The organism is Dysgonomonas sp. ZJ709, assembly GCF_011039195.1.
GTDB lineage: Bacteria > Bacteroidota > Bacteroidia > Bacteroidales > Dysgonomonadaceae > Dysgonomonas.
Genome location: NZ_JAAKEM010000020.1, coordinates 30,520 through 46,933 on the forward strand (window position 1 = coordinate 30,520; position 16,414 = coordinate 46,933).

At 37.3% G+C, this 16,414-nt stretch carries 17 protein-coding genes; 9 read left to right on the plus strand and 8 right to left on the minus strand.

Features of this window, described 5'->3' with window-relative positions:
* Positions 1 to 31 precede the first annotated feature (31 nt).
* The 5 genes from G7Y56_RS13180 (at position 32) to G7Y56_RS13200 (ending at position 5,529) form a co-directional block, all read left to right on the plus strand.
* The gene (locus G7Y56_RS13180) at positions 32 to 532 is read left to right on the plus strand and encodes an OmpH family outer membrane protein (protein ID WP_165020184.1); all 501 of its coding nucleotides are present in this window, start codon (positions 32 to 34) and stop codon (positions 530 to 532) included.
* A 135-nt stretch (positions 533 to 667) separates the two neighbouring features.
* A complete protein-coding gene (locus G7Y56_RS13185) occupies positions 668 to 2,335 on the plus strand; it encodes a formate--tetrahydrofolate ligase (RefSeq protein WP_165044195.1) in 1,668 nt (555 codons plus the stop codon).
* Between the two features lie 2 nt (positions 2,336 to 2,337).
* Positions 2,338 to 3,189: an N-acetylmuramoyl-L-alanine amidase-like domain-containing protein gene (locus G7Y56_RS13190; RefSeq protein WP_165044139.1), complete on the plus strand. Its 852-nt coding sequence runs from the start codon at positions 2,338 to 2,340 to the stop codon at positions 3,187 to 3,189.
* A 10-nt stretch (positions 3,190 to 3,199) separates the two neighbouring features.
* Positions 3,200 to 4,117: a CPBP family intramembrane glutamic endopeptidase gene (locus G7Y56_RS13195; RefSeq protein WP_165044141.1), complete on the plus strand. Its 918-nt coding sequence runs from the start codon at positions 3,200 to 3,202 to the stop codon at positions 4,115 to 4,117.
* Positions 4,114 to 5,529: an undecaprenyl-phosphate glucose phosphotransferase gene (locus G7Y56_RS13200; RefSeq protein ID WP_185154001.1), complete on the plus strand. Its 1,416-nt coding sequence runs from the start codon at positions 4,114 to 4,116 to the stop codon at positions 5,527 to 5,529. Before G7Y56_RS13195 ends, G7Y56_RS13200 begins: the two co-directional genes overlap by 4 nt.
* A 50-nt stretch (positions 5,530 to 5,579) precedes the next feature.
* Here the strand turns inward: G7Y56_RS13200 and mltG are convergent, their stop codons facing one another.
* Together mltG and G7Y56_RS13210 are read right to left on the minus strand one after the other, a co-directional pair.
* Positions 5,580 to 6,599, minus strand: a complete 1,020-nt coding sequence (gene mltG, locus G7Y56_RS13205) for an endolytic transglycosylase MltG (protein ID WP_165044143.1) — start codon at positions 6,597 to 6,599, stop codon at positions 5,580 to 5,582.
* An 8-nt stretch (positions 6,600 to 6,607) separates the two neighbouring features.
* Positions 6,608 to 7,831: an S-adenosylmethionine:tRNA ribosyltransferase-isomerase gene (locus tag G7Y56_RS13210; protein WP_165044145.1), complete on the minus strand. Its 1,224-nt coding sequence runs from the start codon at positions 7,829 to 7,831 to the stop codon at positions 6,608 to 6,610.
* Between the two features lie 86 nt (positions 7,832 to 7,917).
* Here G7Y56_RS13210 and G7Y56_RS13215 point away from each other — a divergent pair, with 86 nt between their 5' ends.
* The 3 genes from G7Y56_RS13215 to G7Y56_RS13225 are packed head-to-tail and all read left to right on the plus strand — an operon-like array spanning position 7,918 to position 9,845.
* Positions 7,918 to 8,955: a DUF2027 domain-containing protein gene (locus G7Y56_RS13215; RefSeq protein WP_165044147.1), complete on the plus strand. Its 1,038-nt coding sequence runs from the start codon at positions 7,918 to 7,920 to the stop codon at positions 8,953 to 8,955.
* 9 nt (positions 8,956 to 8,964) lie between these two features.
* Complete coding sequence (locus G7Y56_RS13220) at positions 8,965 to 9,552, plus strand: hypothetical protein (RefSeq protein ID WP_165020178.1); 588 nt, start codon at positions 8,965 to 8,967, stop codon at positions 9,550 to 9,552.
* A gap of 8 nt (positions 9,553 to 9,560) precedes the next feature.
* Positions 9,561 to 9,845 (plus strand): GNAT family N-acetyltransferase, encoded by a 285-nt coding sequence (locus tag G7Y56_RS13225; RefSeq protein ID WP_165020177.1) that lies wholly within the window; start codon positions 9,561 to 9,563, stop codon positions 9,843 to 9,845.
* A 1-nt stretch (position 9,846) separates the two neighbouring features.
* Here G7Y56_RS13225 and G7Y56_RS13230 read toward each other — a convergent pair whose 3' ends face one another.
* The 6 genes from G7Y56_RS13230 to G7Y56_RS13255 form a co-directional block, all read right to left on the minus strand.
* A complete protein-coding gene (locus tag G7Y56_RS13230; protein ID WP_165044149.1) occupies positions 9,847 to 10,971 on the minus strand; it encodes a YARHG domain-containing protein in 1,125 nt (374 codons plus the stop codon).
* Positions 10,972 to 11,607 (minus strand): DUF3256 family protein, encoded by a 636-nt coding sequence (locus tag G7Y56_RS13235; RefSeq protein ID WP_165020175.1) that lies wholly within the window; start codon positions 11,605 to 11,607, stop codon positions 10,972 to 10,974.
* A 45-nt stretch (positions 11,608 to 11,652) separates the two neighbouring features.
* Entirely contained in the window at positions 11,653 to 12,552 is a 900-nt protein-coding gene (locus G7Y56_RS13240) for a DMT family transporter (protein WP_165044152.1), read from the minus strand.
* A 6-nt stretch (positions 12,553 to 12,558) separates the two neighbouring features.
* Positions 12,559 to 13,704, minus strand: coding sequence for a Na+/H+ antiporter NhaA (gene nhaA, locus G7Y56_RS13245; RefSeq protein WP_165044154.1), 1,146 nt, complete (start codon positions 13,702 to 13,704; stop codon positions 12,559 to 12,561).
* 72 nt (positions 13,705 to 13,776) lie between these two features.
* Entirely contained in the window at positions 13,777 to 14,529 is a 753-nt protein-coding gene (gene truA, locus G7Y56_RS13250) for a tRNA pseudouridine(38-40) synthase TruA (RefSeq protein WP_165044156.1), read from the minus strand.
* Positions 14,530 to 14,684: 155 nt separating this feature from the next.
* Positions 14,685 to 15,344: a DUF5715 family protein gene (locus tag G7Y56_RS13255; protein WP_165044158.1), complete on the minus strand. Its 660-nt coding sequence runs from the start codon at positions 15,342 to 15,344 to the stop codon at positions 14,685 to 14,687.
* A gap of 275 nt (positions 15,345 to 15,619) precedes the next feature.
* Between G7Y56_RS13255 and G7Y56_RS13260 the strand changes: the two genes are divergently transcribed.
* Entirely contained in the window at positions 15,620 to 16,411 is a 792-nt protein-coding gene (locus G7Y56_RS13260; RefSeq protein ID WP_165044160.1) for an RNA methyltransferase, read from the plus strand.
* Positions 16,412 to 16,414 lie beyond the last annotated feature (3 nt).

Genomic DNA, 16,414 nt, shown 5'->3' on the forward strand with positions numbered 1-16,414 from the left:
TTTGAAACCAATAATTAAAGACTAACTTATTATGTTGAAAAAAGTACTCTTACTACTACTTGTTATTGCTCCATTATCGATATTTGCTCAAGAAAAAATCGCATATATCAACGCGCAAGAAATATTTACTCAGATGCCAGAATTTGCAGGTGCGCAAGCAAAGTTGAAAGCTAAAAGCGATCTTATGGAAAAAAATGCTGCTGCTATTGAAAATGAATATGCTGCACTAATCAAGAAATTCCAAGAATCAACTGAGGAACCAACTGTAAGTTTGGCTGCTGATCGCCAAAAACAAATAGATCAATTGAAAGAAAGATACGAAAGTTTCGTGCAAACAAGCCAGGCTGAACTTGAAAAAGCTCAACAAGAGGAATATGCACCCCTTCAACAAAAATTGAGAACAGCAATTAAAGAAGTAGGCGACGAAAACAACTATACTTACATTGCCGATGCTGCTATGTTTTTACATATCGGAGCTCATGCTGCAGATGCAAATAAACAAGTAAAAGCAAAATTAGGTATCAAAGAATAATCTTTTATCTATATGAGATATAAAAAGAGAATGGTAATTAACCATTCTCTTTTTGTTTTCTACAAACACCAAAAGATAAAATATGTATCTTTATGGTCATAATAAAATATTGAACCCTGATTCAAAACTATGGAAATAAAATCAGACATTGAAATTGCCAGAAGTATTAAATTAAAAAACATATCTAGCATTGGCTCTCAACTCAACATAGCTGAGAGCAATTTACATAATTACGGGAAGTTTATCGCAAAAGTTCCGATTTCTCTAATCGACGAACAAAAAGTAAATAAAAATAATCTTATCCTCGTTACTGCCATTACGCCTACAAAAGCCGGCATAGGAAAAACAACAATCTCGATTGGTCTTGCACTTGGACTAAACAAAATAGGGAGGAAGACCGTGGTTGCTCTTAGAGAACCATCTTTAGGACCATGTTTCGGGATGAAAGGCGGGGCAGCAGGTGGCGGATATGCACAAGTGTTGCCGATGGAAGATATAAATCTACATTTCACAGGAGACTTCCACGCTATTACATCGGCCCACAATATGATCACTGCTCTTTTAGATAACTATCTGTATCGTAACAGAGGAACAGATAAATCCCTAAAAGAAGTTGTTTGGAAAAGAGTTCTCGATGTAAACGACAGAAGTTTGAGACATATTGTTACCGGCCTCAACGGTTCAGAAAATGGTATCCCATCAGAATCCGGATTTGAGATAACACCAGCATCTGAAATTATGGCTATCCTCTGCTTGGCGAAGGATATAGATGATTTGAAAAGACGTATTGAGAACATTATTTTAGGATATACAGCTGCCGGAAATACTTTCACAGTAAAAGATCTTGAGGTAGCAGGAGCTATTACAGTGCTGCTAAAAGATGCCATCAACCCTAATCTGGTACAAACAACCGAAAATACGCCAGCCTTTATACATGGAGGCCCTTTTGCTAATATTGCACATGGATGCAACTCTATCATTGCTACGAAAATGGCAATGAGCCATGCTGATTATACAATTACCGAAGCTGGATTCGGAGCTGATTTGGGAGCGGAAAAATTCTTCAATATTAAATGTAGAAAGTCAGGGTTATCTCCTAAATTAACTGTTATAGTAGCTACAACACAAGCATTGAAAATGCATGGTGATGTCCCAATCCAAGACATAAAAAAAGAAAATATAGAAGGATTAACTAAAGGCTTTGCCAATCTAGATAAGCATATTGAGAATATGAAATCTTTCGGACAAAGTGTTGTTGTCGCCCTTAATAAATATGGCTTTGATACGGAAAATGAGATTGAGTTGATCAAACAACACTGCAAACAAGTCGGAGTTGGATTTGCTATCAATGAAGCATTCATGAAAGGTGGAGAGGGTGCCATTGAGTTAGCAGAAGCCGTTGTTGCTGCTATTGAAAAAACTCCGTCTGAAGCAGTTAGATTCACTTACGACAACAACGATTCCATTGAAACCAAGATAAGCAAAGTAGCTACAAGTGTTTATGGAGCCAATTCTGTTAAATTTAGCGATAAAGCAAAAAAGAAACTATCTCTAATAAATAGACTGGGGTTAGAACACTACCCAGTATGTATTGCCAAAACCCAATACTCGTTTTCTGACAACGCACATGCATATGGGGTATCCAGAGATTTCACTTTTACGATCAATGATATTGTAATTAATAACGGCGCCGAATTTATTGTTGCAATAGCTGGCAGCATAATGCGTATGCCAGGATTGCCTAAAGATCCGCAAGCAAATCATATAGATTTAGTAAATGGACAAATTGAAGGTTTGAGTTAAATATGAAAATTGCTAATATTGCCATAATAATACTGCTTCTTGCTCTATCTCCCAATATAGCAAATGCAACTATTGTATATAGTAAAGCAGACTCATTAACTTACGAATCATACATCAAACAGGTTTCCCCATACAAGAACGAACCAATTAACGAGCTAGTTATAAGAACAGCCAAATTCTTTATAGGCAGACCTTACGTAGCATCGACTTTAGAGGGTAATACAAAAGAAAGCCTGGTAATAAATTTGCACGAATTTGATTGCACAACATTTGTTGAAACTTGTATTGCATTATCGAAAGTGATCAAATCCGATGATTTATCTTTCTCTAATTATTGCCAGACACTAACTTCTATACGTTACAGAAACGGAGTAATCGATGACTATTCCTCTCGCTTGCATTATTCGAGTGACTGGATATATGAGAATGAACAAAAGAAAATATTTAAAGATATAAGTATTGACTTGGGTGGAAAGATTAGCTCTAAGAAAATTAACTATATGTCGACTCATCCTCAGCTTTATAGTCAACTAAAAAATAACAACATCAATATAAGGGAATTGAGAGGTATTGAAAACAAAATTAACGAAAGAAATAATTATAAGATTATACCTTCTGATGCTATATCATCTGCTGACGAAAACATTTTAGATGGAGACATTGTTCTATTTGGAACAAATATAAATGGACTAGACTACTCTCACATGGGAATTGCATATAGAAGCAACAACATTCTTCGATTTATCCATGCATCTAGCCGTGCAAAGAAAATTATTATAGAAAGCAAATCATTAAATGAATATTGTGCAGAATCTAAAACGTGCAATGGCATAACTATATTACGACTAAACTAACATTATTGAAATGATTAATAAAGAGATCTTTTATAGAATGGGAGGATGGTCACAATTATTATTCCTTTCATTATTAACTATTCTGGGACTAATGATAGGCATTGTACTTATATCAATAACCAGTTTGGCTTTCGCACAAGAAGATGGGATCGCTGCTCTGTCGCAATCTATATCATTTCTAAAAACAGCTCAGGTAGTACAAACAGTCTCCATATTCATTATCCCTGCATTTATATTTGCATATCTTTTCAAGAATGATCCAATGTCTTTCTTGAGAATAAATATTGCACCAGGTTATAAATTTGTGCTCTTGGCTCTTACTCTTATTGTTGCTGTTCAACCAATATTGCAACTAACAAGTTATTACAATCAACAAATTAGTTTTCCCGAATCGTTATCTACTATAGAAAATTGGATGAGAGAAAAAGAAGATGGGGTGAAAAAGATTATTGAAATGTTTCTTGCGGATAAATCCATATCAGGAATCTTAACAAATTTATTTATCATAGCCGTTTTAGCCGGAATTGCAGAGGAACTATTTTTCAGGGGTTGCTTACAGCAAATCATAAAAAAAATAGTTTCAAATAAACATATTGCCATTTGGATAACAGCTATCATTTTTAGCACTATACATTTCCAGTTCTATGGTTTCTTCCCACGAATGATTGCCGGAGCCCTATTAGGCTATCTATTCCTCTGGACAGGCAATTTGTGGATTCCAATTATAGCGCACACTATTCACAATGCTATTAATCTTATTTTATCGCAGATATACTTTGGAACACCGCAATACGATAATATGGAATATATGGGTATTGAAGACCATAAATGGCTAGCTCTAGTTAGCGTTATTGTTTGTTGCGCTATAATATATATCTTTGTCAAGAGAGGACGGCAAATACAAAATACTAATACTAGTTTATCATGAAAGAAATGTCCGAAAGAAGAGAGAGTTATGGATACCTGATTGATTGGATTATCCGTTTTGGAGATCTTATCCTCATCAATTCATTTTTCTTCATGCTATATTTTCTTTTTTGCAAAGAATTTATTCCTGAAATATCTCTTTCTTACGAAAAAAAGATTGAAGCTATATTATTAATAAACCTATCATATTTTGTAGCATCTACCTTCGTGCGCTTTAATATATCGTCAAATATTATTTCTATAGACAAGATTATTCAAAGCTCATCATATTTTATAGCTCTATATATAGTTATCGTAACAGGTAGTTTTTCCTTATTTGATATATTATCTATCCCTGTAGTACCCTGGTTGATAAGCTTCCTTGTATTGGGTATGTTATTTTGTATCTCTCATATTTTGTTCCGTCTCATGCTAAAAGCATATCGGAGAAAAGGGTATAATTACAGAAGAGTCATTATCATTGGCGGCGGAATTAATGGGATTGCGATATACAATGAACTCGTCGGTAGTGATTTCGGATATAGAATACTTGGCTTTTTCGATGATAATATTGCAAATATAGATGCCCTACCCAATTATTTAGGTGATACATCTAAGATTCAAGAATTTGCAAAAAAAGAAAAAATTGAGCAAATCTACTGTACTTTACCAGGGAATCAAGATGCAAAAATATTAGAACTGATCAGCTTTTGCGAAAAGAACATGATTCGTTTCTTTTTGGTTCCAGAGTTTTATAAATATATTAAAAGAAGATTTGCTCTTCATTCTTTGGAAACGATTCCAATTCTTAGCCTTAGATACGAACCCCTACAACATAAGTCTAATCAATTTATAAAAAGAACTTTTGATCTTGTATTCTCGATCTTAATTCTGGTATTAGTATTCCCTTGGATCTATCTGATCTTTGGATCAATAATTAAGATATCATCTCCAGGTCCTATATTTTTCAAACAAAAAAGAACCGGAATCAAAGGTAAAGAGTTTTACTGTTATAAATTCCGGTCGATGCGTCTTAACGCTGCAGCAAATAGTATCAGCGCGACAAAAGAAGATCCCCGAATAACCAAAGTCGGCTTGTTTATGAGAAAAACCAGCATCGACGAATTACCTCAATTCTTTAATGTTTTAATGGGAGACATGTCTGTAGTAGGACCTCGTCCTCACATGCTTAAGCATACTGCTTTATATTCAATGCTCATAGAGAAATTTATGGTTCGCCATTTAGTAAAACCAGGCATCACAGGATGGGCACAAGTTACCGGATTCAGAGGTGAAACAAAAACATTAGCTGATATGGAAGGCCGTGTAAAGAAAGATGTGTGGTACATCGAAAATTGGTCTTTCTTCCTTGATCTTAAGATTATATTCAAAACCGTTATGAATGTCTTTAAAGGAGAAGAAAAGGCATACTAAGACTTCTCAAACAAAAAGACAATCTACTGATAATAAGTAAATCTCGAAACTTAATAAATACTACGCGCATTAAGTGCTTGCCTATACTTATTTGCATTCTGCTGATGTTCACCAAAGGTCACTGCAAAGTTATGCCTTCCCGAAAAATCATCTTTAGCACACATGTATAGATAATTGTGTTTGCTGTAGTTTAAGACACCATCTATACCCTTAATAGACGGCACACGGATTGGTCCCGGAGGTAACCCTGTATTCAAGTATGTATTGTAAGGTGAATCTACCTCGAGATGCTTGTTCAATATGCGGCGCAAACTAAAGTCTCCCACTGCAAATTTCACCGTAGGATCAGCCTGCAATGCTTGCCCCCTATGCAAGCGGTTCAAATACAAACCTGCGACCATAGGATATTCGTCTGAATAGGTACATTCCTCCTCTACGATAGATGCCAAAGTCGAAACTTCAATTGGCGATAATCCAATTCCTTTAGCCTTATTAAGCCGCTCCTGTGTCCAAAATTTTTGATATTCTTTATTCATCTTCGCCAGAAAAGCATCAACCTTTACATCCCAATAAAATTCATAAGTATTAGGTATAAACATAGCAATGATAGTCTGAGGATTGAAGCCGAGGTCGGCACAAATTTTCTCGTCATTGAGAATCAATAACAGCTCATCATTCGTAAACATGAGTTGCTCTGAAATACGTTCCGTTAAATCTTCCTTTGTTCGTATATTATTAAACTTAATTTTAACAGGTACTTGATGGCCATTGCGGAGATTTCTCACTAAATCTAAAACAGTCATATCCGGTGTAACGGCATACTTACCTGTTCTCATCGCTGTTCTATAATCCAAAAAAGAAGCGACTTTCTCAAAGCTGCCTATACTCTGAACCTTTGCTGTTGATTCCAGCTCTTCCAACAAAGCATTGTAATCTTTGCGAGAATCGACATAAACATACACCGTTTCCTTAATATTGAATCCCGTGGAAATAATACTATAAACATATCCTGCGACAGCGATACCAATCAGTAACAGAACGCCGATAACAATTCCTATTTTCTTCTTCATAAATAAATTTAGTCTTTCAATAATAACGAACTGTCACCATAACTAAGGAAGCGATAGTCGTTGTTAAGTGCATGTTCATATATTTTCTTCCAATCATTACCCGAGACAAACGCCGATACCAATAGCAACAATGTACTTTTAGGCTGATGAAAGTTTGTCACTACACCGTTCACTATCTTAAACTCATATCCCGGTGCTATTATAATCTGTGTATTTGCAATCAAGGTATTTAATTTATTGCTATCTAGGTAGGCTAGTATATTTTTTAACGCTTTTTCTTTAGATAATCTATTGCTAGTGTGGAAGTATGGTTGCCATTGTGAGACAGTCAATTCTTCAGGCTGATCATTCTCTAGCAACTCACCTAAGTAATAAAGGCTTTCGAGTGTACGCACAGATGTCGTTCCCACGGCAATAACCTTACCTTTATGATTAAGCAGACGCTCTATTAAATCTTTACGAACCGAAATGAACTCAGAATGCATCTCATGATCTTTTATCTGTTCCGATTTAACAGGTTTGAAAGTACCTGCCCCTACATGCAGTGTCACCTCGTCGGTTACTATCCCTTTTTCCTTTAATGCTGAAAAAACAGTATCGGTAAAATGCAGACCTGCCGTAGGTGCCGCTACCGAACCTTTTATCTTTGAGTAAACGGTCTGATAAGTCTCCTTGTCTTTTTCCTCTGTATCCCTGTTCAAGTAGGGAGGTATAGGCAGTTCGCCACCACATTCCAGAATATCGGAGAATGAGATATTTATGTTATCCCATTCAAACTCTATAATGTGAGAATCACCATGCGATTGTAGTTTGCGTGCCCTTATCAGAATCTCACAATCGTGTACAGTGAGTGCTTTTATCAATTCGCCCTCTTTCCATTTCTTGAGATTGCCTACAAGACATATCCACGAGCATCGTTCAGTTTGTTGAAAATTCAATAAGTAATCGTTCGGTTGATAAGGCTCTAAGCAGAATATCTCGATCAGTGCCCCTGTCTGCTTTCTAAAATGCATACGTGCCTGAATAACCTTTGTATTATTAAATATCATCAGGCTATCGGCTGGAAGATGATCGGGCAATGTTTTGAAACAAGTATCAGTTATCGCACCTTGTTTATAAATCAGCAGCTTCGAACTGTCTCGTTCAGCCAGAGGGTATTTCGCAATACGATCGTCGGGCAGATTGTAATTGTAATCATCAATGCGTATTTCCCGAGGGTTTGATATTTCCACTTTTTACTTTTTTTATCCGACAAAAATAGTCAACTTTGTGTGAATAAAAAAGTCTAGACGAGGCTTAACAAGATAAATTAAGATTTATGAAAACAGGAGATAAAGTTCGCTTTCTAAATACTACAGGAGGCGGCGTTGTTAGTGGCTTCAGAGGTAAAGACATAGTTTTGGTAGAAGATGAAGATGGTTTCGAGATTCCAATATTAATGCGGGAATGCATCGTTATCGAGCCGGCGAACGACGCACAGGTAAGACAATCGACAAAACCAAATGCCGAAGTTACCAGAACTGCAACCACTCAGCCCAAAGAAGAATATAAAATAGAGGAAACGAAGGAAGGAGAACAGATAACCATCTGCCTTGCTTATCTGCCCAACGATATAAAGAATCTAAGCACAACCGATTACGAATGCTACTTGGTGAATGACAGCAATTATTACCTGTCGTTCAACTACATGAGCCGATCGGATGCAGGATGGACAAGCCGTAAAGCAGCTGTAATAGAACCTAACACAAAGCTGTTTCTTGAAGCATTCGACAAAGCCGAGCTAAACGACATGGAACATATCTGCTTCCAGTTCTTCGCTTATAAGGAAGATAAGCCTTTCGCATTGAAGAATCCGGGGTCTATCGAATTACGTATAGATACCGTTAAGTTCTACAAGCTGCACAGCTTTAAAGACAATGATTATTTCGACGAAAATGCGCTAATATATCCTATTGTAAAACGCGACTTACCCGAAAAGGAGCTGATTATTTCGACCGAAGATTTAGAAAGGGCAATGCTCGAAAAAGAGACTCCCCGCCCGCGTGTACAGCCAATAGTGAAGAATGAGAAGAATACAATTATCGAAATCGATCTACATATCGATGAACTTTTAGACAACACCAATGGTTTATCTTCTGGAGACATACTCGAATATCAGTTGAAGAAATTCAACGAAGTAATGAACGAGAATAAGCACAATAAAGGACAAAAGATAGTGTTTATTCATGGTAAAGGCGACGGTATTTTGAAGAACGCTGTTCTAAAAGAGTTAAAGAACAAATACAAAACCGCCTATACACAAGATGCTTCATTCCGCGAATACGGGTACGGAGCAACAATGGTTACAATAAAATAAAACAGAATAATGAAGAAAAGAATCTTAGGTTTCCTAATGATCGCCACCGTATTAATCGGTTGTAATAGTGTGCAAAAAGAATTAACAAGCGCATACAATATCACTAAATGTGAATATAGCTATAAATCCATTTCAGGAATAAAAGTTTCCGGTATGAATCTATCGAATGGTGTATCTATCACCCAAATACCGAAAATAACATCGATACTATCGGGCAATGCATCCTCTATCCCACTCGATTTTACACTCAATCTGAATATAAAAAATCCTAACGAATCGGCAGCCATACTTCATGGTCTACAATATGTTATCAGCATCGATGATATAGAATTTACCAAAGGAGCTGTCAACGAAACATTAAATATAGCTGCCGGCGAATCTCAATCTTTGCCTCTTAATATTGGTGTCGATCTGGCTACTTTAGCCCGAACCAATTCGCAAGAAACAATCGTTGAAATTGCTAAGAACTTCGTAGGTATAGGCTCTCAAAAATCGAATGTTTCAGTGAAATTAAAACCAACATTTATGATTGGTAATACACCCATAACTTCTCCAACCTATTTTCCTGTCAATTTCAGTTTTGGTGGAGGTAAATAACGATTATTATGGATATAAAAGTCATACACAATCAAAAAGAAAGCCGATTTGAAACGCACATTGGCGATCAAATAGCACTCGTAGATTATATTGACAACGGGAGTAATTGCCTAAGTATTACACATACCGAAGTGCCGAAAAATCTGGAAGGAAATGGCATCGCCGCCGTTCTGACAAAGACTATTCTCGATTATGCCCGTGAAAACAATTACAAGGTAAGACCAATATGCCCCTACACTGCAATCTATATACAACGGCATCCGGAATACGCAGATATCGTAGCTGGCAGATAATTTATTTAGACCAATAATTCACCCACTTTTGCTCCTCATTCGTAAGGCTGTCGAATGTGCTTTTATAGTTCGGATCGGGAGTGTACCACGCCTGCGTCAGATAGTAGGCTTGTATTTGTGGTGTAGTGAAAATATATCCACGACGGGCAAAAGGCAGATTACGTAATATCTTTTTCGATATTTCATCGGCCGGCTCTATATACTCCATCGATTCGTTATCATCTATATAAAAGGGAAGTTGAGCTTCTCTATAATCGAATACCAATAAACCATTAACACGACGAGAAAATATAGTTAATTCATCTTTCGTTTTATAATTCATCTTCTGATATATAGCTTGCCCTTTTGAAACAAAGAAGCGAGTATACAGAAGTGAAATTCCTTCTGATTCCTCATACCCAAATGGGTTCGGAACATCTTTCTGCATATTACCAGTACCGGCAAGAGTCCATTTAGAGGATTTGCCAAAAGGAGCATTATTAATATAAAAATCCTGAAACTCACCCATATCAATAATAAGTGTAAAATCGTCTATCTGGTGATTGCCCCATCTCATAGCAGCAGATAGAATATAATCGAAACTATATTTGTAATCGACTCCTCCAGAAAGGTCGCAAGTATAAGTATGCTTTACACTATTTAATCCCGGTTTGAAATTTGCCGTAAAATGATAAACATAGTAGAAATCTGAATACCCTTCATAACAATGCTCCTCAATCTCCGATTTCGTCAGCTCTTTTATTGTTCCATTCTTATTATATAGACTATCGCTTACAATAGAAACATTATAAGGAAAAATTACATCGTTCATCTCTACCGTAAAGTTATTCATATAAGGATGCCGGCCATTCTTGGGAGTAGGATCAACATCACCTGACGGAGAGAATGCCTCGAATCCGACAGTCAGACTTTTAGCATCTTTTGGATTGTAAAATTCATAATAAACTGTGACATCAACCTGTTTTTCATTCCTCCGTTTGATAGTCAGTATTTCTTTTTTGACAGAAATATCAGTCTCTATCATCGGAATCAAATGGTTTCCACTGATATAATAGGCTCCGTCATTTGCAAACGAGGTAATAGTAAAGAACAGAAGTAAAGTAAATAGTGTAAGGCTATTTTTCATTTATTTATACGAAGTTTTATCCCAGACCAGAACTTTAGGTTCTTCTATCAGGAATGGCTGTATCTTATTATAGTCGTCTTCTGATAAATAATTCTTGATCTCGTATTTAACTGATAAACTATCATTGTCCGCAAATAGTTTTATCTTCATCGGATTCATAGTTAAAGCAGCATAAGCATTTTTAAACTCTTGGCTATTACGATCTGCATCAGCTTTTATAAACCAATCGACATTTGGCTTTGGCATAAAACCTGTCTGATCTATTTCGACCCACTTAGATGTATAAAATTTCACTTGACTATCACAGATATTTCCACAAACAGTTTTTACTACACATATAATCTTAGAGTCGTTAATAAGCGGCAATAGCTTAATCTGGGTAGTTGCTTTTTCCGATGTCTGTAGCCAGATGTAGTTAGGCGATATCGCTTTTCTTTTGATCTTGGCATAGAGTGCGCTTTCTACTGACACAGTTGCAGTATCCTCCGGATTAGAGAGCAATCTGTCCTTTTGTTCGGGCTCCAAGCCAAAAAGCACTTCATCGGGAACCGACAAAAAAACTGTTGTCATATCTTGTGCCACCATAGCAGAAATGCCTGTAAAAAGAAATGCCAGAACTATTATTATTTTCTTCATCCTATTGTTAATTGTAACCGTTTATATATGTTTAACCCAAAGACCTTATTTAGTCCCCAAATATAGGAAAAACATTGCTATAATTATTAAAACAAGATCTATTGCCTTGCCTTTTAAGTTTTTTTCATTGAAGAGAAGTGCACCTCCTGCAAAAGAAATCAACACACTGCTTCTCCTTACCATTGATGCAATGGAAATCATAGCTTCACTGTCGGTCAAAGCATAGAAATAAAGGAAGTCGGCAATGGTGAGAAATACCGATATAAGGATAATACTCCACCGCCACTCGAACGGCGAGGATATTTTCCGTTTGGGATACCACAAGACAAGCAATATAACAACCATCAGAAGCCACTGATATAAATTGTACCAAAATTGCACAGCCGTAGAACTGAATCGCTGCATAAGGAATTTATCGTACAACCCACTGGCTGCGGCTAGCATAGCTGCAAAAAGAATAAAAAACACCCACTTGTTGCGGTGAAACTTAATACCTTCTTTCCGACCCGAAAGAGATAGCAGGAAAAATGAAACAATCGTTATAATTACCCCTATCCACTGATAAAAGTTGAGCCGTTCGCCAAATATAAGCAATGCGCCGACAAGTGTCATTACAGGGCGGGTAGCATTGATAGGCCCTACAATTGTCAATGGTAAATGCTTTATCGCAAAATAGCTCAATATCCATGATGACAGTACCAATATCGATTTGAGAACTATATAACCATGTGTCTCTAATGCAATAGGAGGAATATAGAATATTGTACCCTGCAACGTATCGGGCGATAATTGCGATATAATAAAAAGCGGAGACAGTAAGAGCGTACAGAAAAGTGTATTGAAAAACAATACCGGAATTACGGCATTGCCTGTCAACGATTTCTTCTTACTAATATCGTAGCATCCCAAAAAGAATGCCGAACCAAATGCTAATGCTAACCACATATTTTCTTAGTCCTTTTTCTCTTTAAGCACACGATTTAGCCATGTATATCCTAATATACCGGCAGCGAGTGAGGCTAAAAGAATCATCAGCTTTGCTTCGTTTATAATATGTATGTCGTCGAAGGCAAGCAAGGTTACAAATATCGACATTGTGAAACCGATACCACCCAACATACCTACGCCTATCATATCTCTCCATCTCAAACCCTTTGGTAATTTACATAGCTTCAACTTTATCGAAAGGAATGCAAAGAGCGTTATACCTAGTGGCTTACCTATTACTAAACCGAGTATAATACCAAGTGCAAACGGTTCGCCCAACGCTTTGTCCCAATTGCCTTCTAATACAATGGCAGTATTAGCCAAAGCAAATAGAGGAAGTATGATGAAGGCGACAGGATAGTGCAGCCAACGCTGCATACGATGGCAAGGTGAATTTCCTGTTTTCTTCTCATAAGGAATAGCAATGGCAAGTAACACTCCAGCTATGGTAGCATGTATGCCCGAATGCAGCATAAAATACCACATCACGATACCACCGAGAATATATAGTATAAGGTTTTTAACCTTAAATATTTTATTGAGAATCATCAATGCCGCAAATATTCCTAATGCCAGAAATAGGTTTGTCCACGCCAAAGAAGAGGTATAAAATATAGCAATCACAATAATCGCTCCTAAATCGTCTATCACAGCCAATGCTGTTAAGAATATCTTCAACGAAACAGGTACCCGACTGCCAAGCAGTGAGAGTATCCCCAGCGCAAATGCTATATCGGTAGCCATAGGAATACCAAAACCCGAAGTTGTAGCCGTACCCACATTCAATGCAATGTAAATACCTGCGGGAATAAGCATACCACCCAATGCTCCCGAGATAGGCAAAAGTGCAGACCTCAGACTCGCCAACTGACCTTCGTAAATCTCCTCAACCAGCTCGAGTCCGACCAAGAGAAAGAAAATAGCCATTAGCCCATCGTTTATCCAATGCTCAATACTATGTCCTCCCAAATCGAAATGCCAGGCAGCAAGATAACTTTGACCTATGCTCGAATTGGCCAAAAGGATTGAAATAAGCGTACAAACAATCAGGACTAAGCCTCCCGATTTCTCGCTTTCAATAAAATCTGTCAACGTATGTTTTATTCTCATTGTTATATCATTATTTTAATTTTCACAGGCAGTTATAGACAGGAAAATAAGCATACATAGTTATTATTATTTTTATATTTCAAATATATCATCCGGATACTCCACATCTTCTAAAAACAAGGCATGCCCCGGGACAGAAGTCCCTGCAACGCCTCTATCCTTTGCCTCAATAATGCGACGCATACCGTCAGTATCTAACCGACCACGACCCGCTTCGAGCAAAGTACCTACAATAGAACGAACCATGTTACGAAGGAAGCGATTAGCCTTGATTGTAAATACATAATCATCGCCATCCTGCTCCCAGCGGGCATACATTATCTGACAATCGTTTGTTTTTACATCGGTATGCAGTTTACTGAAACTGGTGAAATCTATATATTCGAATAAAATATCTGCACAGGCATTCATTGCCTCTACATTCAAATCGCCTATCGCTCTGTATTTCAGCTTATGCAGAAAAGGATCTTTAGCTGTTGTTATATAATACTTATAAAGTCGTGATACAGCATCGAATCGTGCATGAGCATCAGCTTTTACCTCTACTATTTTATAGATTGCAATATCTTTGGGTAAAATACTGTTGAGTTTACTCGTCAAGCGTTTTAAGTCCAGACCCTCGCAGTCACTATCGAAATGTGCTGCCATCATTCGTGCATGAACCCCTGCGTCGGTACGTCCTGCTCCAACTATGGGCGTTGGATCGCGCAAAAGGGTAGCCAAGGCCTTCTCTACCACTTCCTGCACAGCAAGTCCATTCGGTTGGATTTGCCAACCGCAATAGTTTTCACCATTATAGGATAGATATAGAAAGTATCTTTTCATTTCATTTAGTTAATGTTTCCGGAAAACACTGTCATTCCGAACTAAAAGGAGGAATCTACTACAACTCTCTTAATACAGTGCATATGACAGATCCCTCACTACGTTTCGGGATGACAAAGAAAATATTAATAAAGATTACTCCTCACATATAATTATCATCGTACTGTTATATGAAAACACGATTGCTTTCGCTCATGTTTAATATAACATCTGTCACGCTGATGTAAATCGTTAAGCACCTGTCCAAGCACGGCTTTAAGCCTACCGTCATCCAACGTACGTTCGTCTGTCTGATTTACTTTATCGAATCGCGTCCAAGCTATATCAAATGTCGTGCCATAGCGATGAGCCGAATTGTCACTCGCATTACCATTACGTCTCGACAAGCTTTTCACATCATCGTCGGTACGGGTAATGCTGGTAATAATAAGTTTATAAAGCGGCATATCCTTCCTGATAAGAGAATCCCGAAAATTAAGCCCGATATCAGATAATAACGCTGCTGCTTTAGGCACAAGAAAAGGCATAGAATGCTTCAACTTATCGGTTTTATATATTTCCAGTTCGTTAGGAATCCGTACCAAATCATCCATATACAAAGCTGTATCGCTTCTCGAAACAAAAGGCCCTACTCCATTCTCTATCGCTGCAGCAATATGTAATTCGTGCAAATCGCCGAATGTCTTATTATAATTACCACTGAATCGAGAGTATCTTTTAGCTTCAACAGGTTCATCTGTTCCCGATTTGCTATCTGCTGACCCACAGCTGATAAGTAATAGAATGGCAGATAGAGCGATATAGGAGTATTTCATATAAATTTTATCTTTTGCTTTTATAAGTTTGTTACGACTATCGTACCGAAGATATACAGCAAATAGTCATGCAAAATAAAAGGACAATATATATTCTTAACCTTGTCATATTTATTTCGGACACAAAGGTAAGAAATTTGGACTTTAGTCTGTAATTAATCCGTATTTTTGAGGTCGCAGACCATTTTATTAACCATCTATGTACAACATAAAAGTCTGTGATAAGTAAACAATAGTGTTTTAACGATTTACATTAAGCTAAACAATCAATAGATATGGAAAGGATAACCAGCCTGCAAAATCCGAAAATAAAAAATATAGTGAAGCTCGCAAAAAACAAAGAGCGACACGAACAAAACCTTTTTATTATCGAAGGAGCACGCGAATTATCTCTTGCCTTATCAGCAGGTTATATTATAGAATCGGCGTATGTGTGCCCCGAACTTTTTACAAAAACCGACTATCCTGATGTACTTAATTCGATAGATGAAAACAAAATAATAGAAGTGCCTCAAGCCGTTTTCGACAAAGTTGCTTATCGTGAGGGTTCGGATGGACTTCTAACCTTAGCACGACCAAAAGCGCACGATCTCAATAACCTGAAACTATCGGACAACCCTTTCATTATCGTACTCGAAGCTGTGGAGAAACCGGGCAACTTAGGTGCTATTCTTCGCACAGCAGATGCCGCGCAAATAGATGCCGTTATCATTTGCGATCCTACTACAGATCTGTACAATCCGAATGCTATACGCTCTAGTGTAGGCTGTTCTTTCACTGTACAAACTGCCATTTGCACCTCACATGAAGCACTTGGTTTCCTTAAAGAAAAGAACATAAAATCGTATGCAGCCGAACTGCAAGCATCGCAATGGTATCAGGATACAGACTTCACCCAACCATCAGCTATTGTTATGGGAACAGAAGCGGATGGGTTGACAGCTACATGGCTTAATAATGCTGATGCTAGAATTAAAATACCAATGCGGGGAAAAATAGACTCACTAAATGTATCGGTGTCTACTGCTGTACTAACTTTTGAGGCAATGAGACAGCGTGGATTTTAAATA